The sequence below is a fragment of the Streptomyces sp. NPDC126503 genome, assembly GCF_040302405.1.
Taxonomy (GTDB): Bacteria; Actinomycetota; Actinomycetes; order Streptomycetales; family Streptomycetaceae; genus Streptomyces; species Streptomyces gulbargensis.
Window position 1 is genome coordinate 113129 of record NZ_JBEORS010000006.1, and the last position, 20326, is coordinate 133454.

The window sequence follows — 20326 nt, forward strand, 5'->3', positions numbered from 1 at the left end:
CGGGCCTTACGGGGCCTTAACCTACGGTTTCGTAACCTACGAAGCCGTAGGTAGTTCCGTATGCCCTCCCCTCCGTCCCCAGGAGTTCCCTTGACGCTCACCTCTCCCCATCTCGGCAGTTCGACAGAGTGGACCGACGCGCGGCTGCTCTACGCCTTGGAGGAGGTGGTGGAGAAGGAGCTCAACCGGCACCTGCAGGTCACGAAGGACTGGATGCCGCACGAGTACGTGCCCTGGTCCGACGCCCGGAACTTCCCCGGTCTCTTCGAGGACGGCGAGGCCTGGGAGCCCGCGCAGTCCAAGGTCACGGACATCGGCCGGATCGCCCTCGTCGTCAACCTGCTGACCGAGGACAACCTGCCCAGCTACCACCACGAGATCGCGACCCTCTTCGGCCGTGACGGCGCCTGGGGCACCTGGGTGCACCGCTGGACCGCGGAGGAGGGCCGGCACGGCATCGTGATGCGCGACTACCTGCTCGCCTCGCGCGCCGTGGACCCGGACAAGCTGGAGCAGTTCCGGATGGCGCACATGAGCGAGGGCTTCGAGTCCGACAACCGGCACTCGATGCTGCACTCGGTGGCGTACGTCGCCTTCCAGGAGCTCGCGACCCGCATCTCGCACCGCAACACCGGACACCAGTCCGGCGACCCGGTCTGCGACCGGATGCTGGCGCGCATCGCCCTCGACGAAAACCTGCACATGATCTTCTACCGCAACCTGCTGGGCGCGGCCTTCGAGATCGCCCCGGACCTGACGATGCAGGCCGTGCGCGACGTCGTGGTCAACTTCCGCATGCCGGGGCACGGCATGCCGGGCTTCGAGCGCGCCGCGGCCCAGATGGCGATCGGCGAGATCTACAACATGCGCATCCACCACGACGACGTGCTCCAGCCCGTCCTGCGCTTCCTCAAGGTGCTGCAGATCGAGGGGCTCGGCCCGGACGGGCTGCGCGCCCAGGAGGAGCTGGGCCTGTACATGGAGGGCCTGGACAGCGAGGCGAGCAAGTTCGACGAGCGGCTGGCCGCCCGCAAGGCCCGCATGGCGGCCCGCGCCGCCGGCTGAGCACGGCCGGCCGGCGCACGGCGCCGGGCGGGTCCGGCGCCGCCGCGCGGGCGGGCGGCGGGTCAGCGGCGCTGCTGCCGCTTGAGCCGTACGCGCTCCTTCTCCGAGAGCCCGCCCCACACCCCGAACCGCTCGTCGTGGGCGAGGGCGTACTCCAGGCACGCGAGGCGCCCCTCGCACGCCCCGCAGAGCTGCTTCGCCTCACGGGTCGACGAACCCGGGGCGGGGAAGAAGAACTCCGGTCCGGCCTGGGCGCACAGGGCGTTCTCGCGCCAGGAGAGGCCGGGGTCCGTCAGCACATCGGTGTCGGTCATCTGCATGCCTTTCACCGTGCCGGACCGCCGTAAACACGCCATCAACGTTCGATCAACGACCCGGCGCGGCAGCCGATTCCGGCGCGTCCGGCAGATGTCCGCACGGTCGTGCGTTCAGTACGATGGGGCCATGAGCGGCACCAAGACGGACGGGCGCGTCGAGCGCGGCAATCAGACGCGGCGCCTGGTGCTGGGCCGCACCATGGACATCGCCTCGGTGGAGGGTCTCGAGGGCCTTTCCCTGGGGCGGATCGCGACCGAGCTGAAGCTGAGCAAGAGCGGGGTCTTCGCTCTCTTCGGCTCCAAGGAGGAGCTGCAGCTCGCCACGGTCAGGGCCGCCGTCGCGGTCTTCGCCGAGCGGGTCGTGAAGCCCCTCGCCGACGTGCCGCCGGGTGCCCGCCGGGTGCGCGAGCTGTGCCGGGCCTGGCTCGCGTACTCCTCGGAGCGGGTCTTCACAGGGGGTTGTTTCTTCTACGCCGCCTCGGCGGAGTTCGACGCGCGCCCCGGGCCCGTCCACGACGCGATCGCGCGGGCCCGGCTCGACTGGTCCGCCTACATGGAGGGCGCGATCGCCGAGGCCCGCGCGGCGGGCGAGTTCGCCGCCGGTACGGACGTGGAGCAGCTCGCCTTCGAGATCATCGCCCTCATGGAGGCGGCCAACGCCCGGTCCGTGCTGCTGAGCGAGACCTCCGCGTACGACCGCGCCGAACGCGGCATCACGGCCCGCCTGCGGTCGGAGGCCACGGCCCTCGGCCGGGCGGCGCTCGACGCTCCGTAGATCCGCGCGGCCCGTACGAACGCCGCGGGCGGGGCCCCACCGGGAGCCCCGCCACGCCGGAACCGGACCGCCTCGGCGTGACGGGCGCCGCACCGCCACCGGTCAGGCGGCGCCCGCGTCCACCGGCGTGGCGGGCCGGGCGTCGGCCGGGGGTTCGCCGCCGGTGAGGAACGCGACCGCCTCGGCGACCACCGCCGGGTCCGTCAGGATGCGGCGGTGACCGAGGCCCCGGGTGATCACGAGCCGTGCCCGGTCGCCGTGGATCCGGGCGAGCAGCCGGGCGTGGGCGAGCGGGACCATGTCGTCGCCCTCGTCGTGGAAGAACAGGGCGGGGCCGTCGAGCGCGGCGGGGGCGCGGTCGGCGCCGAAGCGGTCCCAGACGCCCGGCTCGTCGGGGGCCAGGTGCCGCTCGACGTGCTCGCGCATGCGCAGGATCACCCGCTCGTCCACGCCGAGGCCCTGGCGGAAGCCGTCCGTGAGCAGGTCGAAGGAGCCGACCCCGCCCAGGCCGACGAAGCGGTCGGCACGCAGGCCGTCCCGCAGGGCGAAGAGGGAGGCGAGGACGCCGAAGGAGTGCGCGAGGACCGCGTCGAAACCTCCGTGCCGCTCGTGCAACTCCCGGATGACATCGCGGTATTCGAGGATGTTGCTGGCCCGCCCGGGGGCCGCGCCGTGGCCGGGGACGTCGAAGGTGACCGGGCTGTAGCCGCGCGCGAGCAGTTCCCCGGCGAAGGCGGCGAGCCGGGAGGCACGCGAGGACCAGCCGTGGACGAGGAGGACGGGCCGGCGGCCGTCCCCCCACGCGTAGGTGACGGCTTCCTTGCCGCGCACCCGGATCCGGCCGGTGCGGGCCGCGGCGAACAGGTCCCGTTCGGCGGGGCGCAGGGCCGCACGGCCGAGCGGGCGGACGAAGAGGTGGAAGGCCAAGCGGCCGGCGGGGCCCGGGGCGGCTCGGGCGGCGGTGTTCAGGACGGTACGGACGAGCGGAGCCATCGGGTACATGCCGGATCTCCTCGGTCGGCCTGGATACGTCAAAAATGTTAGCACGACCGTTCGTCTTGTTTTATGACCGAGGGAAGGCGGAGCGGAGCCCTCCCGGAAGGCACCGCCCCGCCGCACACCTCACGCCTCTCCGCCCCCGGAGGGCTCCTTCCGCGCGACCGCCTTCTTCACCGCCGCCTTCTTCGCCGGCGCCTTCTCCACCGGCGCCTTCTTCGCTCGACTCGGCTGCACGCGTTTCGGCTCGCCCGGCATCTTCGGGTACTCCGGTGGATACGGCAGGTCCCCGAGCCCGTGGTCCGCCTCGTCCCGCCGGGCCAGCTCCAGGAGCGATTCCAGGCCGAACCGCTCCGCGTCCATGTCCGCGTGGACGTCGCCGACCTCCGCGTACCGGGCCGGCATCGTCCGGATGTCGAAGTCCTCGGGGGCCACCTCGCCGACCTCCTCCCAGCGCAGCGGCGCCGACACGGGAGCGTGCGCCCGGGGCCGTACGGAGTAGGCGGAGGCGATGGTGCGGTCCCGGGCGGTCTGGTTGTAGTCCACGAAGATCCGCGAGCCCCGCTCCTCCTTCCACCAGCGGGTGGTCACCCGTTCCGGCATCCGCCGTTCCAGCTCACGGCCGCAGGCGATGGCCGCCCTCCGGACCTGGGTGAAGGTCCACCGGGGCGCGATCGGGACGAAGACGTGCAGCCCCCGGCCGCCGGAGGTCTTCGGCCAGCCGCGCAGGCCGTGCTCGTCGAGGACGGCCCGCAGTTCGTGGGCCGCGCGGACCGCGTCGGCGAAGTCCGTGCCGGGCTGGGGGTCGAGGTCCAGGCGCAGCTCGTCGGGATGATCGGTGTCGTCGCGCCGGACCGGCCAGGGGTGGAAGGTGACGGCGCCGAGGTTGGCCGCCCAGATCACGGCCGCCGGTTCGGTCGGGCACAGCTCGTCGGCGGAGCGGCCGCTCGGGAAGGTGATGTGGGCGGTCGGGATCCAGTCGGGCGTGTTCCGGGGCGCGCGCTTCTGGAAGAAGGACTCACCCGTCACCCCGTCGGGGTAGCGCTCCAGGGTCGTCGGCCGGTCCCGCAGGGCACGGGTGATGCCCTCCCCGACGGCCAGGTAGTAACGGACCATGTCCAGCTTGGTGTAGCCGGGTTCGGGGAAGTACACCTTGTCCGGATTGGAGACCCGCACGGTCCGGTCGCCGACTTCGAGTTCCACCGCTGCCGCCTTGCCTGCCATGCGGGCCAGCCTAGGCCGAGCGCACAAGTCACGCATACCGGACAATCGCCTCATGGATCTGCCGGTGATGCCGCCCGTGAAACCGATGCTCGCCAAGTCCGTCAAGAAGATCCCGCCCGGGATGCAGTACGAGGCGAAGTGGGACGGCTTCCGGGCCGTCGTCCACCGCGACGGGCCCGAACTGGTCATCGGCAGCCGCACCGGCAAGCCGCTCACCCGCTACTTCCCCGAACTGGCCGAGGCGCTGGCGGAGCGGCTGCCGGAGCGCTGCGTGGTCGACGGGGAGATCGTGATCGCGCACGACGGCCGGCTGGATTTCGACCGGCTCACGGAGCGCATCCATCCGGCCGCTTCCCGGGTCCGCATGCTCGCCGAGACCACCCCCGCCCGGTTCGTCGCCTTCGACCTGCTCGCCCTCGGGGACGAGTCCCTCCTCGACACCCCGCTGCACGAACGGCGCGCCGCTCTGGAGCGGATGTTCGCCGGGATCGGCGCGCCGGTGCACCTGGCTCCGGCCACGCGGGACGCCGCACTCGCGGCCCACTGGTTCGAACGGTACGAGGGCGCGGGGCTGGACGGAGTGATCGCGAAACCGCTCGACCTGCCGTACCGGCCGGACACCCGCCTGATGTACAAGATCAAGCACGAACGGACCGCCGACGTGGTCGTGGCCGGTTACCGCTTCCACAAGAGCGGCCCGGTGGTCGGCTCGCTGCTGCTCGGTCTGTACGACGACGGCGGCACCCTCCAGCACGTCGGTGTCTGCGCGGCCTTCACCGCCGCCCGGCGCGCCCAGCTCGTGGAGGAGCTGGAACCGCTGCGCATGGATCCGCCGACCGGGCATCCGTGGGCGGCGTGGACCGACGAGGCGGCCCACGAAGGGGCACGCCTGCCGGGGGCGCCGAGCCGCTGGTCGGGCAAGAAGGACCTGTCGTGGGTGGCGCTGCGGCCGGAGCGGGTCTGCGAGGTGGGGTACGACCACATGGAGGGCGACCGGTTCCGGCACACCGCGCAGTTCAAGCGGTGGCGCCCGGACCGCGCGCCGGAGTCCTGCGGCTACGCGCAGCTGGAGGAGCCGGTCTCGTACGACCTGTCGGAGGTCTTCGGATAGGGGCCGGGGCGCCGCTCCCCCGAATCCCGCGTCCGCGCCGGCGCCGGAACGAGGGCTTCGGGCGGCCCCGGACGGCCGGACGGGTGCACGCCGGAGCGTGAGATGCTTCACATTCGCCACCGGGTGCGCATGATCCCCAACAGCCCTGTCACGTACGCGGGTTCGAGGAACAGCCGCCCGGCTCCGGGAACACGTCCGGGCCCGCCCCGGCGCCGTCCCGCCCCGCACCTGCGGGAACGTCCCCGTCCGTGATCACCGCGCCGCCGCGCCCCCTCGGCCGGGGGCGGGCGCAGCGCCTCACCGTGCCCGCCGGAGCGGGGCCGTACCGTCGCGCGCCGGTGACGTCCCCGTACCGGAACCCGGACCGCGATCCGGTACGTATGGAGGTGAGACACCTTCCGTACCGCTCCCGGACCGACTAGGACTGACCCGTGATCGCCACCCCCTCCCCCCTCGTACCCGTCCCGATCCCCGACCGCGTGGCCGCGATGATCGGGTCCTGTCTGCCGCTGCACGTGCTCCAGGCGGAGGTCGACGCGGACTGCGCGGTGCGCGAGGTGTACCGGTTCCGCGGGCCGCTCTGCGCGGAGGACCGGGCCGACCGGGAACACGCCCTCGCCGCCCTGGCCCGCGCGAACAAGATCCTCGCCAAGCACCACCCCCAACTGCCCGTCACCCGCTGAGCGCCCGGCGGGCGCCTGACACCCCGTCGGCCGGCCCGAACCGCCGCCCCGCCGCGTACACCGGTTCGGCCGTCCCCGCATGCACCCGGGCGGGGGCGGTGTGAGGCTGCGAGAGTGACCACGACCAGTGACGCAGCCCCCGCGCCCCCGGCCGCCACCGAACCCCCGGTGCTCGACGGCCGCCGCCGCACCATCGTCTTCGGCACGATCATGCTGGGCGTCCTGCTCGCCGCCCTCGACCAGACCATCGTCGGCACGGCCCTGCCCACGATCGTCTCGGACCTCGGCGGCGCCGCCCACATGTCGTGGGTGGTCACCTCCTACCTCCTCGCCGAGACGGTCGCGACCGTCCTGGTCGGCAAGTTCGGCGATCTCTTCGGCCGCAAGCTGATCTTCCAGATCTCGGCGGTCGTCTTCATCACCGGCTCGTTCCTCTGCGGTCTCGCGACCGACATGACGCTGCTCATCGTCTGGCGGGGCCTCCAGGGCATCGGCGCCGGCGGCCTGATGGTCACCTCCATGGCGCTCATCGCGGATGTGATCCCGCTCCGGGAGCGCGGCAAGTACCAGGGCGCCATCGGGGCCGTCTTCGGGGTCTCCACCGTCATCGGCCCGCTGCTCGGCGGACTCTTCACCGACCACCTCAGCTGGCGCTGGGCGTTCTACGTCAACGTGCCCCTCGCGATCCTGGTGGTCGTGGCCGCCGCGCGGACCATCCCCTCCGTACGCTCCGCCCGGCGCCCGGTGATCGACTACGCGGGCATCGCGTTCGTCGCCGCCGGTTCCAGCGCCCTCATCCTGGCGACGAGCTGGGGCGGCAACGAGTACGCGTGGGGCTCCGGCGTCGTCATCGGGCTCTTCGCCGGGGGCCTGATCGCCCTCGCCCTGTTCTGCCTGGCCGAGATCCGGGCGGCCGAACCGATGCTGCCGATGCGGCTGTTCCGGAACCCCGTCTTCACCGTCTGCTCGGTCCTCAGTTTCGTGGTCGGCTTCGCCATGCTCGGCGCGATGACCTTCCTGCCGACCTACCTCCAGTACGTCGACGGGGACTCCGCCACCACCTCGGGCATCCGCACCCTGCCCATGGTCGTCGGCCTGCTCATCGCCTCCGTCTTCAGCGGAAACGTGGTCAGCCGCACCGGGCGCTACCGGATCTTCCCGATCGCGGGCTGCCTGGTCATGGGCGTCGGGCTCTACCTGCTCTCCCTGATGGGGCCGTCGACGGGCACCTGGCTGGAATCCCTGTACATGTTCGTGCTGGGGGCCGGGATCGGCCTGTGCATGCAGGTGCTGACCATCGCCGTGCAGAACACCGTGGACTACGCCGACCTGGGGACCGCCACCTCCGGTGTGACCTTCTTCCGCACGCTCGGCAGCTCGTTCGGCACCGCCGTCTTCGGCACGCTCTACGCCAACTCCCTCACGACCGATCTGTCGGCGGGCGTCCGGGAGGCCTCCGCCCGCGCGGCGGACGCGGGACTCGACCCGGCTGCCGTCGCACAGGCGGCGCAGAGCCCGGCCGGGGTACACGGGCTGCCCCCGGACGTGGCCGGTCCGGTCGTCGGCGCCTACGCCGACACCCTGCAGACCGTCTTCCTCTGGACGGTGCCGGTCGCCGCCGTCGGCCTCGTGGTCGCGCTGTTCCTCAAGCAGGTGACGCTGCGTGACTCGGTCCGCGCCGCCGCGCCCGACATGGGCGAGGGCTTCGCCTCACCCACCACCAGCGGCGACTCGGCGAAACTCCTCGAACTGGCCGTCGGCCGGATCCTGCGCCGCACCGACCTCGACACCGCCCGCCGGATCGTCGCCGCCTCGGACACCCGGCTCGACTCCGCGGGGGCGTGGGCGGTGATGCAGGTGGAACTCTTCACCCGGACCGTCGGGCACGCGAGCCTCGGGCTCATCGCGGCCGGGCGGCGCGTGCCGCCGGAAGTGCTGCTCCCGGTCTTCGACCGGATGGTCGACGAGGGCTTCCTCACCCGGGACGGCAACCTGCTGTCGCACACCCCGGCCGGCGAGCGGGAAGCGGCCGTCATCACACGGGCGTGGGGCGACTGGCTCGCCGGCCGCCTGGAGAAGGAGCGCGGCCGGCCCAGCGGACCGGAACTGCGGGCGGCGACGGACGCCATCGCCAAGAAGATCGTCGCCGAGGACCTCTCCGCCGGCCTCCCGGCCGGACGCCCCTCCGGCGCGGTCCTCGCCGCCCGGCGCTGACACCCGTCCGGCACGGTCCTCGCCGCCCCGGCGCCGGCCCGCCCCGGTCCCGTCCCCCGGTTACGCCAGGAACTCACCGTCGACGTACACCCACGCCCCGTCGTGGCGCGTGAACCGGCTCCGCTCGTGGAGCGCGCCCGGCTCGCCGTCGTGGACGTACCGGGCCACGAAGGTGACGGTGCCCCGCTGGTGGAAGGCGGTCCCGTCGGTGGTCTCCCGGATCTCCAGACCCGTCCAGCGCAGGGAGGGGTCGAAGTCGACCCCGGCGGGGCGGGTCTCCGGCGCCCAGGTGCGCAGCAGGTAGCCCTCGTCCCGCACCACGAAGGCGCTGTAGCGGGAACGCATGAGCAGCTCGGCGGTGGGCGCCGCGCCCGCCGTACCGTCGTGGAACCGGCCGCAGCACGCGCCGTACGCGGCGCCGCGCCCGCAGGGGCAGGGCGAAGCGGCGGTCACGGCGGGCGCCGAGGGGGCGGCGGGGCCTGTCGTCGGACGGGGACGGGTCTTGCGTCGGGACATGCCGTCATTCTCCCCCACCGGCGGGCGGCGGCCGCGCCCGGCACGGGGACGCGGCCGTGGAGGCCCGGACCGGAAATGAGGGGCCGAGTAGCGTACGGGCATGAGACTGACGATTCTCGGAGGCGGCGGATTCCGGGTGCCGCTGGTGTACGGCGCCCTCCTCGGCGACCACGCCGGGGGGCGGGTCACCCACGTCACCCTGTACGACCTCGACGCGGCGCGGCTCTCGACGATCGCCCGGGTCCTCGCCGAGCAGGGCGCGGGGGTGCCGGACGCGCCGGCCGTGACGGCCACGACCGATCTGGACGAGGCGCTGCGCGGGGCCGACTTCGTGTTCTCCGCGATCCGGGTGGGCGGCCTGGAGGGACGGGCCGCCGACGAGCGGATCGCCCTGGCCGAGGGGGTCCTCGGGCAGGAGACCGTCGGGGCGGGCGGGATCGCGTACGGCCTGCGGACGGTGCCCGTCGCCGTGCGCATCGCCCGGCGGATCGCCGCACTCGCCCCCGACGCCTGGGTCATCAACTTCACCAACCCGGCCGGCCTGGTCACCGAGGCGATGTCCCGGATCCTCGGCGGCCGGGTCGTCGGCATCTGCGACTCCCCCGTCGGGCTGGGCCGCCGGGTCGCCCGGGTGCTCGGCGCCGACCCGGACGAGGCGTGGATCGACTACGTGGGCCTCAACCACCTCGGGTGGCTTCGCGGGCTGCGTGTCGGCGGCCGGGACCAGCTGCCCCGGCTGCTGGCCGACGAGGAGGCCCTGGGCTCCTTCGAGGAGGGGAAGCTGTTCGGGCCCGAGTGGCTTCGCTCGCTCGGCGCGATCCCCAACGAGTACCTGCACTACTACTACTTCAACCGGGAGACGGTACGGGCCTACCGGTCCGCCGAACGCACCCGGGGCGCCTACCTGCAAGACCGGCAGGCGCGCTTCTACGAGGAGGCGGCCCGGCCGGGGACGCCGGCGCTCGAGGCCTGGCACCGTACCCTCGCGGACCGCGAGGCGACGTACATGGCGGCCAACCGGGAGGCCGCCGGGGCCGGCGGGCGGGCCGGGGAGGACCTGGAGTCCGGCGGCTACGAGAAGGTGGCGCTCGCCCTCATGCGGGCCATCGCCCGCGACGAACGCGCCACGCTGATCCTCAACGTGCGCAACGGGTCGACGCTGCCCGGGCTCGACGCGGACGCGGTGATCGAGGTGCCGTGCTTCGTCGACGCCAACGGCGCGCACCCGGTGGCCGTGGCGCCGCTCCCGGACCACGCCGCCGGGCTGGTGACGGCGGTCAAGGCCGTGGAGCGGGAGGTGCTGGCGGCGGCGGAGGCCGGTTCGCGGGCGGCGGCCGTGAAGGCGTTCGCGCTGCATCCCCTGGTCGACTCGGTGGGGGTGGCCCGCCGGCTCCTGGACGGGTACGTGGACGCCCACCCCGGTCTGGCGTACCTGCGGAACGCCTGACGGCGGCCCGCCCCCGTGACCATCCTTCAACGGCCCGGCTCCTTCCCGCCGTACGGCCGGTGAACGTCTTTACGCGGTCGGGGCCGCGCCCTAGGCTCGCGCCCCATGACTGGACTGCGACGCAACGGTGTGCGACGAGGAGTGGCCCGGCTCGCCGTCGGCTGCCTGCTGGTGGCGGGGCTGACGGGGACGGGGGCGGCCGCCGCCCGGACACCGGCGGCCGGCGAGGGGCCCGTCGTCGTCCCCGTGCAGACCACCGGTCCCGCCGAGAAGAGGTTCAACCTCGTCTTCCTCGGAGACGGTTACACCGCCGACGAGCTCCCGGTCTTCCGGGCCGACCTGGAACGGCACCTCAGCACCCTCTGGAGCATCGAGCCGTTCGCCTCCTACCGCTCGTACATCAACGTGTGGGCGGTCGAGTCGCCGTCCAAGGACTCGGGCGTGGACTGCGATCCGCACCTCGGCTCCCCGGACCGGGAGACCGTGCTGGACATGGGGTTCTGGGGCGGCTGCGACCCCGGCAGCGTGCAGCGGCTGCTGACCGTCGACGGCGCCAAGGCGGGGGCGCTCGCCGACCTGGTCCCCGGCACCGGCCGCGCCAACCGGCAGGTCGTGGCCCTCGCCCACAGCTCCACCTACGGCGGCGCGGGCGGCGGTTACGCCACCGCGTCCGGCGGCAACGCGCTGTCGGCGCTCATCACCCCGCACGAGATCGGCCATTCGCTCGGCGGCCTCCAGGACGAGTACGACTACTACGCCCGGGGTGTGCCCGGGGGCGCCTACGACGGTGAGGAGCCCGCCTCCGCCCACCACACGCTGCTGACGGAGGCGCAGATGCGGGAGCGGCGGGCCAAGTGGTGGCGCTGGCTGGGCGAGGAGAGCGAGTCGGGCGGGGTCATCGGCCGGTACGAGGGCGGCCTCTACAGCACGCGCGGGGTGTGGCGCCCGTCCCGCCACTCCCTGATGAAGACCCTCGGGTACGCCTTCGACCAGGTGGAGCGCGAGGTGATGGTGCGGGCGATCTCCGCGAAGGTGAACCTGGTCCAGGACCACACGCCGAACAAGGCCCCGATCGGCGCGGACCGCACCGTGTGGGTCGACACCCTCCACCCGGTGGGCGGCGCCCTCTCGGTGACCTGGCGGCTCGACGGGCGGGCCCTGCCGACCGGGGGCGCGCGCACGGTCGACCTGCGGAAGACGGCCCTCTCCCCCGGCACGCACACGCTGACGGCGACGGTGACGGACCCGACGCCGTTCGTGCGCGACCCGGCGATCCGGGCCTCGGCGGCGCTCACCCGGACGGTCACGTGGACCGTGGACCCCTCGCTCGTCACGGCGCCGGCGGCGGTCGCGCCCGCCTTCACCGGGCACACGCCCACCGGCGCGCCGGTGGGCGCCCGGACGGTCGTCCACGCGGAGACCACCCATCCCGTGGACCGCACGCCGGCGGTGCGCTGGCGGCTCGACGGCCGGCCGGTCCCGACCGGACCCGACGATCGCGCCCTGGACCTGCGGAAACTGGGGCTCGCGCCGGGCACGTACACGCTGACGGCCGCCATACCCGGCACGCGCGAGCACCTGCGCTGGACGGTCGACGCCCGGCCGGCCGCCGCCGCGTACGAGCTCTCGGCGCCGCTGCGTACGGTCCGGCGCCCGGGGAGCCCCGTGGAGTACGTGTACGACGGGCCGTTCACGATGCGGCTGACGGCCCGGGACGACCAGGAGGGCGCGGTCGTCACCCAGTTCCGGGTGAACGGCGACGGCTGGTACACGTACTACGGCTGGCCGACGGACGCGCGGGCGCCGTTCCTCTTCACGCCGGGCGGCACGGTGATCGACGGCCTCGTGTACGGGAAGCTGGGGCGGAGCCGGGCGGTGCCGTGGGACGACGCGACCCCCGACCACGGCACGCACACCGTGGAGTACCGGACCGTCGACGCGGCGGGCAACGTGAGCCGGCCGCGCGCCTTCCGGGTGACGCTGGTGGAGCCGGGGCGGTGAACGACGGGGGCCCGTGGACCGTCCGGGTCCACGGGCCCCGCCGCGCCTGCCGGGCGCCGCTCAGGGCTTGCGGGCGACGCCGGCCCAGCCCGGGATCGGGTCGTCGCCCTGCACCGGGACCGGCTCGCCCAGCTCGGGGTGCCACTCGGCGGTGAGGGAGACGCCGGGCTCGACCAGTTCGAGGCCCTCGAAGAACGCGGCCAGCTCGTCGCGCGAGCGGGGCCGCAGGGTCAGCCCGCGCGCCTTGTACAGGGCGCTGGCCTTCGCCGCGCCCTCGGGGTCGAAGTCCCCGGTGACGTGCGAGAGCACCAGGTAGCTGCCGGGCGCGAGCTTGTCGACGATCTTGGCGACCAGCTCGTACGCGCCGTCCTCGTCGCCCACGAAGTGCAGCAGGGCGAGCATCGACAGGGCGATGGGCCGGTCGAAGTCGAGGACTTTTCCGGCCCGTTCGAGGATGACCTCCGGCTCGCGGGCGTCCGCCTGGATGTACTCGGTGGCCCCCTCGGGGGTCGAGCGCAGCAGGGCGGCCGCGTGCGCCAGCACGATCGGGTCGTTGTCGCAGTAGACGACGCGGGACTCGGGCGCCGCCTCCTGCGCGATCTGGTGCAGGTTGGGCTCGGTGGGGATGCCGGTGCCGATGTCCAGGTACTGGCGGACACCGGCGGCGCTGAGCCAGCGGATGGCACGGTGCATGAAGGCGCGGTTGACCCGGGCCATGTCCCGCCCCCGGGCGTCGACCGTGAGGAGCTGGCGGGCCATCTCCTCGTCGACCGGGTAGTTGTCCTTGCCGCCCAGGAACCAGTCGTACATGCGCGCCGGGTGCGGCTTGCTGGTGTCGATGCGTGTCTCGCTCCGCGACGGTGCGGGGTCCTGGCTCATCGGCTCTCCTGGGGGTACGAACGGGTGGCGCTGCTACAAGAGTTACGCGATGGTAAGGGCGGGACGGAAGGGTCAGGTGAGCAGGAAGTCGGCCTGGCCGGATTTCGCGCCCCGGATGAAGGCCTCGATCTCTCCGTGGGTGTAGATGAGCGCCGGTCCCTCGGGGTCTGCGGACTGTCGCACGGCGATCCTGCCGTCGGCCAGCTTCATGGCCTCCACGCAGTTGCCCCCGTTCCCTCCGCTCCAGGGCTTGTGCCAGCCCTCGGTACCGAGCTCGGCGGCGGGCATGCCGTTGTATATGCGATCCATTCACAGCTCCTTGCGGAGGTCCCGGAGGATCTCCTTCGTGCGTGGTACAGACGCGGCCTGCGCCGCCATACGGTCCATGACCTCCAGGTGGGCCGCCACCTCGGGGCGCGCGTCGAGGTAGACGGCGCCGGTGAGGTACTCGCTGTAGACCATGTCCGGGAGTTCGGGCACGGCGAAGCGGAAGAGGACGAAGGGACCGTACGTGCCGGGGTGGTGGCCGGACGCGAACTCCGCGATCTGCAGGGTGACGTGCGGCCACTCGGAGACGTCGAGCAGCCGGTCGATCTGGTCGCGCATCACCTCGGGCCCGTCACCGACCGGTCGGCGGAACACCGTCTCGTCCATGATCACCCAGAACTTGGGGGCGTCCTCCCTGGTCAACAGGGACTGGCGCTCCATGCGCAGGGCTACGTGGCGTTCGAGCTCCTCGGTGTCCTCGGCGTTCCTCGCGCCGACCGCCCCGCTGCGCAGAATGGCGCGGGCGTACCCCTCGGTCTGCAGCAGACCGGGGACGAACTGGGGTTCGTACTCCCGGATGAGGCTCGCGGCCCCCTCCAGGCTGACGTACATGGAGAACCAGCCGGGCAGCACGTCGTGGAACCGCTGCCACCAGCCGGGGAGGTTGGCCTCCTCCGCGAGGGCGACGAAGCCCTCGGCCTCGGAGTCCGTGATCCCGTACGCCTTCAGCAGGAGCTGGACGTACGGGATCTTCAGCGCGACCTCGGCGGTCTCCATGCGGCGCACGGTGGCCGGGGCCACCCGGAGGATCCTGGCGGCCTCCTCGCGCTTCATGCCGGCCCGCTCCCGCAGATCCTGCAGGCGCCTGCCGAGCACGACCTGCCCGACCGTCGGGGCGGACCGCGGCTCGCTCACTCTCAGACCTCCCCGACGCGCTGTGTGCGACGAGTGTGCCACGAAGCCGGGACAGAGAGAACAGCGCACTCTGCAATTTTCAGAGTGCCACTTGCCAAGTGTCCGCGGCAGGAGGACAGTGTTCCGATGACCCGGTACACGCTGCCGTCCCGCGCCCGCGCGCGCCGGTGTCAGCGTGTACGGCACTCCTGCCCACTGTTGTGAGGAACCGGTCGTGGCTTCTGGTAACGCGCAGCCCTCAGGTCTCATGAGCCCTCGTGTCATGGCCCCGCGCCCGCAGCCACGGACCGACGCCGTCCGCCGCTTCGCCTTCGAACTGCCCGCCCGCACCGCCTCGGTGGCCCGCGCCCGCCGGCTCGCGGAGGAACGGCTGATCCTGTGGGGCTGCGGCCCCGAGATACGCGACACGGTCGCCCTGGTCGTCTCCGAACTCGTCACCAACGCCGTCGTCCACACCGCGAGCGGCCGTGTCGTCTGCGAACTGCGCGAGGGCGAGGAGACCCTGCGGATAGCGGTCCGCGACGAGGGCGGCCCGGCGGGCCCGCGCATCCGCGACTGCGGCGCGGAGGAACGCGGCCGCGGCCTGCTCATCGTCGACGCCCTCGCCACCTCGTGGGGCGCCGAGCGCACCGGACACGGCACCGCCCAGACCGTCTGGGCGGAGCTCGCCCACGGCATGGGGGAACCGTGCTGAGGTCCCTCCTCGTACCCCGCGCACGCAAGTCCGCCGACGCGAACGGCCCCCTCGGCGGCACCCGGCTGACCGTCCCCGACGGGCTGCGCGCCGGGCTCGGCCGCGACGCCGTCGGCGTCCCCGCCCGCTTCGGCTTCAAGATCCTCTCCCGGCTCCCCGCCAAGGGCTGCGTCTACGCGGACAGCGACTGGTGGTGGTGGCTCGTCCCCGCCGGCTCGGACGCGGACCTGGCCTGGCCGCTGCCCGCCTGTTACGCGCCGGGCGCCGAGATCCCCGACCGGCGCCCCCGCCTCATCCACCGGCCCGACGGCGACTCCCCGTACACCCCGCCGATCCCCCTCTACCTGCTGGTCTGCCAGCTCACCGGCATCGCGCCCTCCTGGTCGGCACCCGTACGCGCCGGGAGCGCATAGGCTCGGCCCATGTTCTCCCCGCAGGGTCCCACCCTCCGCGAACTGGCCGTCCAGGCGCTCTCCTCGGTCGAGCACGGCTACGACCTGCTGGCCGGGAAGTTCGACGCCACTCCCTTCCGCACCCCCGACCGGCTCCTGACCGCCGTCACCCGGACCCTGGAGGAGCTCGGCCCCTTCGACACGGGCCTCGACGTCTGCTGCGGCACGGGCGCCGGGCTCCGGGTGCTCCGCTCGGTCTGCGCGGGCCGGGTCGCGGGCGTCGACTTCAGCGCGGGCATGCTCGCCGAGGCCCGCCGCTCCCATCCCGGGGCCGCGCTCGTCCGCGCCGACGCCCTCGCCCTGCCGTTCGGCCCGGCCTTCGACCTCGCCGTCAGCTTCGGCGCCTTCGGTCACTTCCTGCCCGACGAGCAGCGCGCGCTCTTCCGCCAGGTCCACACCGCCCTGCGCCCCGGCGGCACCTTCGCCTTCCCGGTCGGCGCCCCGCCGGCCGTGGGCTCCGGCCTCTACTGGACCCTGTGGGGTTTCGACGCCGTGATGCGGGTGCGGAACGCGCTGTGGCGCCCGCCGTTCGTCATGTACTACCGCACCTTCCGCCTCCCCGACGTACGAGCCCGCCTGGAGGGCGCCGGCTTCGACGTGTCCCTGGTCGCCGTCGAGGACCTCGGGCGGCGCGAGGACGGCAGCCCGCGGTGCCGGCTCGTCGTGGCGCGAAAGAACTGAGCGCGGGCGGCGGTCAGGGAACGGGGCCGCTCCACACGTCGGCCTTCCGGTCGAACCCCACGGTCACCTCGACGTCGAGCACCCCGGTGACCCGGGGCGGCAGGTCGAAGCCGTAGGCGGCGACGGCCCTGCGGCCCGGCAGAAGCGTCCCGGTGAGCCCGGGCCCGAGGTCCGGCTCGGCGTCGAAGACCCGCGACGCCTCCCGACCCGCGCCGTCACGGCCGCTCACCTGTACGGTCGCGAGCTCCAGCCGCGCCTCCGACCCGTTGGTGACCGTGATCTCCACGGTCACCGCCACGTGGCCGGCGGTGTGCCCGGCCGCGGCGGAGGACGGCGTGAACCGGCTGGGCGCCGAGACGGTGACCTCCACCCCGTCCGCGTACCGCTGCGTCCGGCCGAACCCGAGCGCGCCGGCGGCGGTCGTCCGGGTCAGGGGCGCGGACGCGGAAGTACCGCTCGGCGGCGGCGCCCCCGGGGAATCCCGGCCGCCCAGGACGCCGGTCCCGGTGAGCACACCGACCAGGACGACGGCGAGGGCGAGGACCGCGGCGAGAACGGGAAGCAGCGCCGGCCGACGGCGCGGGGGCGGGGCGTTCAGGGGTCCCGAGGGCGGACCGGCCGGAGGGCCGCCGCGGCGGGGCGGCCGCCGTGAGGTGTCGTCGTCGGTCATGCCGTGCCTCCGCCCCTCGTACGGGACGCGTGATCCCCTCAGCGTAGGGCGGCCCGCCGGACCGCGCACGCGGGGCCGTCGCGAGAGGGAATGCCAGAGGCCGGTCGATCAGTGCGATCGACCGGCCTCTTGACCTGGTGTCCGAGGGGGGACTTGAACCCCCACGCCCGATAAAGGGCACTAGCACCTCAAGCTAGCGCGTCTGCCATTCCGCCACCCGGACGAGGTGTCGTGCTGCTCCGGGGTTTCCCCCGCGGCGACATGGATAACTCTACCAGGGGTTCGAGGCGCCTTTCACCAGCGTTTTCCGTGGTCAGGGGGGTGGCCGGAGCGCAGAGGACGATCTGGGTGAATTGCCCCCGAGGGGCGTACCGGACGCGCCCGGGCACGTACGGAATGTGGTGGGCGAGGCGGGAGAACCGCGAGGCGCGCACGTCGGAGGCCTGCCGCGAAGAGAGGAGGGGAGCCCGACGCCCCCCGACGCCGGCTCCGTGCAGCCACCCTGACAACCGGTGTGCGGTCCAGGCCAATGGTCCGGCCGGAATACGTCAGGTCGCCGCCGCGCGGTGGACGGCGGTCAGGCGGGCGGAGACGACGACGTTGCCGGTGTAGCCGGTGCTCGGGCTGAACGTTCCGCCGCAGGTGATCAGGCGGAGTTCCGGGGCGCCGGTGTCCCCGTACACCCGGGCCGCCGGGAAGTCGTCCTTCGGCACCACCTCCACGCCGCGGACGGTGAACACGGCGGTCCGGCCGTCCCGCCGGACGACCTCCACGCGGTGGCCCCTGGTGAGGGCGCCGAGACCGTGGAAGACCGCCCTGCCGTGCGGGGTGTCGACATGGCCGACGACGACGGCGGTGCCGCGCTCGCCCGGGGTGACCGCACCGGTGAACCAGCCGGCCGTCCTCTCCTCCTCCGGGGGCGGCGCCTCGATCCAGCCCTCCGGGTCCAGGCCCACGGCGGTCACCGGCGCGTCGACCCGCAGCGCCGGGACCCGCACGCGGACCGGCGGTGAGGCGGGCAGCGGACCGGCGGCGTACGGGGCGGGGGCGCGGGCCCCGGCGGCGTCCGGCGCCGAGGCGGCGAGGGGCTGCGGAGGGGCGTCGGTCCGCAGCTCCGCCACGCCCCCGCGCACCAGGTGCACCCCGACGAGGAGCGCCACCGCGACCAGACCCCAGGCGCCACGCCGGTGGGCGGCGGCGCCGTGTCCCCGGGGCAGGGCGGCGGCTCCGTCCCGTACCGGTGTGTCCCGCACCCGTCCTCCTCCTCGTACCCGTGGGCGACAGCGGGTGGCGCCCCTCCGCCCCGGACCTCGTCACACCGGGGCGGAGGGGCCGTCCGGCGGCCCGGGCCGTTCCTCAGGCGCCGCCGTCCGCGCCGCGCCGGCGGAGCAGGACGACGGAGGCGGCGAGCGCGCCGGCGATGAGGACGGTTCCGGTGACCAGTTCGATGGCCCCGAGGCCGGTGGAGCGGGCGTCGCCGAAGCCCGCCTTGACGCCCTTGTGGGCTCCGGGGGGCCGGCTCGCGGAGGAGCCGGAGGCGATGGTGAGGGAGGTGGTGCCCCGCTCGCCCTTGCAGTCGAAGGCGATCTCGTACCGCGCACCGGCCTTCGCGCCGGCGTCGACGGTCGCGGTGGCGGGGCCGCCCCCGGTGAGCGTCACGGTGTCGAAGACCCCGGAGGTGACGGTCACCGACGGTGCCGCGCAGCCCTCGGCGGTGAGGGTGACGGTGCCGCCGGGGGCCACCGTGGCCGGGGTGACGGTGAATCCGAAGGAGGTGATGCCGTGCTGCTTCCCGCCGTCGCCGCCGTGGCCGAGCGGGCCCGGGTCCACCGGAGCGGCCGGGTCCACCGGATCGGTCGCGTCCGCGGGAGCGAGGGGGTCGACGGGGGTCGGGGCGTCCAGGGGCGCCGGCGGGTCCACGGGGGGCGCCGGGTCGGCCGGGTGCGCGGGGCCCGGGCCGGCGGTGTCGCCGCCGGTGCCCGCCGTGTCGCCGCCGCTGCTGCCGGGGGGCGTCGCCTCGCCGGTGCCGGCCGTGACGCCGAGGGTGAGGGCGGCGAGCAGGGTGGCGGAAGCGGCCGCACGGACACGTATCGCGCGCATGGGGTCCTCCGGTTCGCGCGGGGGTCGCGGGCGCGGAGCGGTTCCGCGGCCGAGGGGTCCGGTGCGACCCTCGCCGCGATCGAAGCTAGGCCGGGCCCCGGCGAGCCGCCACCGGGCTCCGCCGAACGGGGTGGGGCGCCGGGGGTCAGGGGACGCGGACCACCTGACCGGCGTACGAGAGGTTGCCGCCGAAGCCGAAGAGGAGGACCGGCGAGCCGGAGGGCAGCTCGCCGCGCTCGACGAGCTTGGCGAGGGCGAGCGGGATGGAGGCGGCGGAGGTGTTGCCGGAGTCGACGACGTCACGTGCCACGACCGCGTTGACCGCACCGATCTTGGCGGCGAGCGGCTCGATGATGCGCAGGTTGGCCTGGTGCAGCACGACACCGGCGAGGTCCTCGGGGGCGATGCCGGTGCGGGCGCACACCTCGCGGGCGAGGGCGGGGAGCCGCTGGGTGGCCCACCGGTAGACGGTCTGGCCCTCCTGGGCGAAGCGCGGCGGGGTGCCCTCGATGCGGACGGCGTGGCCCATCTCCGGGACGGAACCCCACAGCACGGGTCCGATCGCGCCCGTGTCGGTGTCGGTCGCCTCGACGACGGCGGCCCCCGCGCCGTCGCCCACGAGCACGCAGGTGGTGCGGTCCGTCCAGTCAGTGACCTCGGTCATCTTGTCGGCGCCGATGACCAGGGCGCGGCGGGCGGCCCCGGCGCGTACGGCGTGGTCGGCGGTGGCGAGGGCGTGGGTGAAGCCGGCGCAGACGACGTTGAGGTCCATGGTGGCCGGGGAGGTCATGCCGAGGCGGGCGGCGACGCGGGCGGCCGTGTTGGGCGAGCGGTCGACGGCGGTGGAGGTGGCGACGAGGACCAGGTCGATGTCGGCGGGGGTGAGACCGGCGTGGGCGAGCGCCTTGCCCGCGGCGTGCGCGGCGAGCTCGTCCACGGGCTCCTCGGGCCCTGCGACGTGCCGGGTGCGGATGCCGACGCGGCTGGTGATCCAGGCGTCGTCGGTGTCGACCAGTTCCGCGAGGTCGTGGTTGGTGAGCACCTTGGCGGGCTGGTAATGCCCGAGCGCGGCGATGCGAGTGCCCGTCATACCGGGGACCCCCTCGGTGAGTCGTTCGTGGGCAGGATCCCCCAGTCTCGCCAGCGACCGGTGGGTAACCGGGCACGTGATCCGCCAAGATTCCTCCGCATCGCTTGGCCGACCGTGACAAGGCCTGCGGTGGGAAGGGGGCTGCGGGAAGAAAGGTTCCGGCGCGGCCGGCCGGGCGGGAGGAGGGAGAATGAGCCGGTCGGGGTCGGCGTGAGCGAAGGGGGTGCGG

At 73.9% G+C, this 20326-nt stretch carries 21 protein-coding genes and 1 tRNA gene; 10 read left to right on the forward strand and 12 right to left on the reverse strand.

Going from position 1 to position 20326, the window contains the following annotated elements:
• Window positions 1–90 precede the first annotated feature (90 nt).
• Complete coding sequence (locus ABTY40_RS10570) at window positions 91–1065, forward strand: acyl-ACP desaturase (protein ID WP_352059156.1); 975 nt, start codon at window positions 91–93, stop codon at window positions 1063–1065.
• A gap of 62 nt (window positions 1066–1127) precedes the next feature.
• On the opposite strand, the gene ABTY40_RS10575 is transcribed toward ABTY40_RS10570, so the two are convergent.
• Window positions 1128–1385 (reverse strand): WhiB family transcriptional regulator, encoded by a 258-nt coding sequence (locus tag ABTY40_RS10575; RefSeq protein WP_386333206.1) that lies wholly within the window; start codon window positions 1383–1385, stop codon window positions 1128–1130.
• Between the two features lie 124 nt (window positions 1386–1509).
• Between ABTY40_RS10575 and ABTY40_RS10580 the strand changes: the two genes are divergently transcribed.
• Window positions 1510–2157 carry a TetR/AcrR family transcriptional regulator gene (locus ABTY40_RS10580; RefSeq protein ID WP_352059157.1) on the forward strand — a complete coding sequence of 216 codons (648 nt, stop codon included), beginning with the start codon at window positions 1510–1512 and terminating at the stop codon, window positions 2155–2157.
• Between the two features lie 102 nt (window positions 2158–2259).
• On the opposite strand, the gene ABTY40_RS10585 is transcribed toward ABTY40_RS10580, so the two are convergent.
• Together ABTY40_RS10585 and ligD are read right to left on the reverse strand one after the other, a co-directional pair.
• The gene (locus ABTY40_RS10585) at window positions 2260–3159 is read right to left on the reverse strand and encodes an alpha/beta hydrolase (protein WP_352059158.1); all 900 of its coding nucleotides are present in this window, start codon (window positions 3157–3159) and stop codon (window positions 2260–2262) included.
• Window positions 3160–3279: 120 nt separating this feature from the next.
• Window positions 3280–4377: a non-homologous end-joining DNA ligase gene (gene ligD, locus ABTY40_RS10590; protein ID WP_352059159.1), complete on the reverse strand. Its 1098-nt coding sequence runs from the start codon at window positions 4375–4377 to the stop codon at window positions 3280–3282.
• 52 nt (window positions 4378–4429) lie between these two features.
• Between ligD and ABTY40_RS10595 the strand changes: the two genes are divergently transcribed.
• From ABTY40_RS10595 to ABTY40_RS10605, 3 genes are all read left to right on the forward strand, one after another.
• Window positions 4430–5488: an ATP-dependent DNA ligase gene (locus ABTY40_RS10595; protein ID WP_352059160.1), complete on the forward strand. Its 1059-nt coding sequence runs from the start codon at window positions 4430–4432 to the stop codon at window positions 5486–5488.
• A gap of 488 nt (window positions 5489–5976) precedes the next feature.
• Window positions 5977–6171 carry a hypothetical protein gene (locus ABTY40_RS10600; protein ID WP_345284144.1) on the forward strand — a complete coding sequence of 65 codons (195 nt, stop codon included), beginning with the start codon at window positions 5977–5979 and terminating at the stop codon, window positions 6169–6171.
• A 114-nt stretch (window positions 6172–6285) separates the two neighbouring features.
• Entirely contained in the window at window positions 6286–8385 is a 2100-nt protein-coding gene (locus ABTY40_RS10605; RefSeq protein WP_352059161.1) for an MDR family MFS transporter, read from the forward strand.
• 60 nt (window positions 8386–8445) lie between these two features.
• Here ABTY40_RS10605 and ABTY40_RS10610 read toward each other — a convergent pair whose 3' ends face one another.
• Window positions 8446–8901, reverse strand: a complete 456-nt coding sequence (locus ABTY40_RS10610) for a YchJ family protein (protein WP_352059162.1) — start codon at window positions 8899–8901, stop codon at window positions 8446–8448.
• Between the two features lie 100 nt (window positions 8902–9001).
• On the opposite strand from ABTY40_RS10610, the gene ABTY40_RS10615 reads away from it, so the two are divergent.
• Both ABTY40_RS10615 and ABTY40_RS10620 read left to right on the forward strand, forming a co-directional pair.
• On the forward strand, window positions 9002–10348 hold the full coding sequence (locus ABTY40_RS10615) for a 6-phospho-beta-glucosidase (protein WP_352059163.1): 1347 nt from the start codon (window positions 9002–9004) through the stop codon (window positions 10346–10348).
• 105 nt (window positions 10349–10453) lie between these two features.
• Window positions 10454–12349: a M64 family metallopeptidase gene (locus tag ABTY40_RS10620; protein ID WP_352059164.1), complete on the forward strand. Its 1896-nt coding sequence runs from the start codon at window positions 10454–10456 to the stop codon at window positions 12347–12349.
• 60 nt (window positions 12350–12409) lie between these two features.
• Here ABTY40_RS10620 and ABTY40_RS10625 read toward each other — a convergent pair whose 3' ends face one another.
• The 3 genes from ABTY40_RS10625 to ABTY40_RS10635 form a co-directional block, all read right to left on the reverse strand.
• A complete protein-coding gene (locus tag ABTY40_RS10625) occupies window positions 12410–13228 on the reverse strand; it encodes an SAM-dependent methyltransferase (protein ID WP_352059165.1) in 819 nt (272 codons plus the stop codon).
• A 72-nt stretch (window positions 13229–13300) separates the two neighbouring features.
• Complete coding sequence (locus ABTY40_RS10630) at window positions 13301–13537, reverse strand: DUF397 domain-containing protein (RefSeq protein WP_352059166.1); 237 nt, start codon at window positions 13535–13537, stop codon at window positions 13301–13303.
• A complete protein-coding gene (locus tag ABTY40_RS10635) occupies window positions 13538–14410 on the reverse strand; it encodes a Sco1979 family transcriptional regulator (RefSeq protein WP_345283957.1) in 873 nt (290 codons plus the stop codon). It lies immediately after the preceding gene.
• 262 nt (window positions 14411–14672) lie between these two features.
• Here ABTY40_RS10635 and ABTY40_RS10640 point away from each other — a divergent pair, with 262 nt between their 5' ends.
• From ABTY40_RS10640 to ABTY40_RS10650, 3 genes are read left to right on the forward strand one after another with little or no spacing between them, the layout of a single operon-like run.
• Entirely contained in the window at window positions 14673–15104 is a 432-nt protein-coding gene (locus ABTY40_RS10640; protein ID WP_345284146.1) for an ATP-binding protein, read from the forward strand.
• Window positions 15098–15517 (forward strand): hypothetical protein, encoded by a 420-nt coding sequence (locus ABTY40_RS10645; RefSeq protein ID WP_502990546.1) that lies wholly within the window; start codon window positions 15098–15100, stop codon window positions 15515–15517. The genes ABTY40_RS10640 and ABTY40_RS10645 overlap by 7 nt, the downstream gene beginning before the upstream one ends.
• Window positions 15518–15526: 9 nt before the next feature.
• Window positions 15527–16237 carry a class I SAM-dependent methyltransferase gene (locus tag ABTY40_RS10650; protein ID WP_352059167.1) on the forward strand — a complete coding sequence of 237 codons (711 nt, stop codon included), beginning with the start codon at window positions 15527–15529 and terminating at the stop codon, window positions 16235–16237.
• 13 nt (window positions 16238–16250) lie between these two features.
• Here ABTY40_RS10650 and ABTY40_RS10655 read toward each other — a convergent pair whose 3' ends face one another.
• From ABTY40_RS10655 to ABTY40_RS10675, 5 genes are all read right to left on the reverse strand, one after another.
• Window positions 16251–16907, reverse strand: coding sequence for a hypothetical protein (locus ABTY40_RS10655; RefSeq protein ID WP_352059168.1), 657 nt, complete (start codon window positions 16905–16907; stop codon window positions 16251–16253).
• Window positions 16908–17042: 135 nt separating this feature from the next.
• Window positions 17043–17130: transfer RNA gene (locus ABTY40_RS10660), tRNA-Leu, on the reverse strand.
• Window positions 17131–17455: 325 nt separating this feature from the next.
• Window positions 17456–18124 (reverse strand): class F sortase, encoded by a 669-nt coding sequence (locus tag ABTY40_RS10665; RefSeq protein WP_352059319.1) that lies wholly within the window; start codon window positions 18122–18124, stop codon window positions 17456–17458.
• Between the two features lie 139 nt (window positions 18125–18263).
• The gene (locus ABTY40_RS10670; RefSeq protein ID WP_352059169.1) at window positions 18264–19007 is read right to left on the reverse strand and encodes a hypothetical protein; all 744 of its coding nucleotides are present in this window, start codon (window positions 19005–19007) and stop codon (window positions 18264–18266) included.
• A gap of 145 nt (window positions 19008–19152) precedes the next feature.
• The gene (locus tag ABTY40_RS10675; protein ID WP_352059170.1) at window positions 19153–20097 is read right to left on the reverse strand and encodes a beta-ketoacyl-ACP synthase III; all 945 of its coding nucleotides are present in this window, start codon (window positions 20095–20097) and stop codon (window positions 19153–19155) included.
• Window positions 20098–20326: the final 229 nt, after the last annotated feature.

Excerpts from the sequence above, each read along its gene's own strand:
- ABTY40_RS10575 (WP_386333206.1), bottom strand. The coding sequence starts at position 1,385 with ATGCAGATGACCGACACCGATGTGCTGACGGACCCCGGCCTCTCCTGG.
- ABTY40_RS10580 (WP_352059157.1), top strand. The coding sequence starts at position 1,510 with ATGAGCGGCACCAAGACGGACGGGCGCGTCGAGCGCGGCAATCAGACG.
- ABTY40_RS10585 (WP_352059158.1), bottom strand. The coding sequence starts at position 3,159 with ATGTACCCGATGGCTCCGCTCGTCCGTACCGTCCTGAACACCGCCGCC.
- ligD (WP_352059159.1), bottom strand. The coding sequence starts at position 4,377 with ATGGCAGGCAAGGCGGCAGCGGTGGAACTCGAAGTCGGCGACCGGACC.
- ABTY40_RS10595 (WP_352059160.1), top strand. The coding sequence starts at position 4,430 with ATGGATCTGCCGGTGATGCCGCCCGTGAAACCGATGCTCGCCAAGTCC.
- ABTY40_RS10600 (WP_345284144.1), top strand. The coding sequence starts at position 5,977 with ATGATCGGGTCCTGTCTGCCGCTGCACGTGCTCCAGGCGGAGGTCGAC.
- ABTY40_RS10610 (WP_352059162.1), bottom strand. The coding sequence starts at position 8,901 with ATGTCCCGACGCAAGACCCGTCCCCGTCCGACGACAGGCCCCGCCGCC.
- ABTY40_RS10615 (WP_352059163.1), top strand. The coding sequence starts at position 9,002 with ATGAGACTGACGATTCTCGGAGGCGGCGGATTCCGGGTGCCGCTGGTG.
- ABTY40_RS10620 (WP_352059164.1), top strand. The coding sequence starts at position 10,454 with ATGACTGGACTGCGACGCAACGGTGTGCGACGAGGAGTGGCCCGGCTC.
- ABTY40_RS10625 (WP_352059165.1), bottom strand. The coding sequence starts at position 13,228 with ATGAGCCAGGACCCCGCACCGTCGCGGAGCGAGACACGCATCGACACC.
- ABTY40_RS10630 (WP_352059166.1), bottom strand. The coding sequence starts at position 13,537 with ATGGATCGCATATACAACGGCATGCCCGCCGCCGAGCTCGGTACCGAG.
- ABTY40_RS10640 (WP_345284146.1), top strand. The coding sequence starts at position 14,673 with ATGGCCCCGCGCCCGCAGCCACGGACCGACGCCGTCCGCCGCTTCGCC.
- ABTY40_RS10650 (WP_352059167.1), top strand. The coding sequence starts at position 15,527 with ATGTTCTCCCCGCAGGGTCCCACCCTCCGCGAACTGGCCGTCCAGGCG.
- ABTY40_RS10655 (WP_352059168.1), bottom strand. The coding sequence starts at position 16,907 with ATGACCGACGACGACACCTCACGGCGGCCGCCCCGCCGCGGCGGCCCT.
- ABTY40_RS10670 (WP_352059169.1), bottom strand. The coding sequence starts at position 19,007 with ATGCGCGCGATACGTGTCCGTGCGGCCGCTTCCGCCACCCTGCTCGCC.
- ABTY40_RS10675 (WP_352059170.1), bottom strand. The coding sequence starts at position 20,097 with ATGACGGGCACTCGCATCGCCGCGCTCGGGCATTACCAGCCCGCCAAG.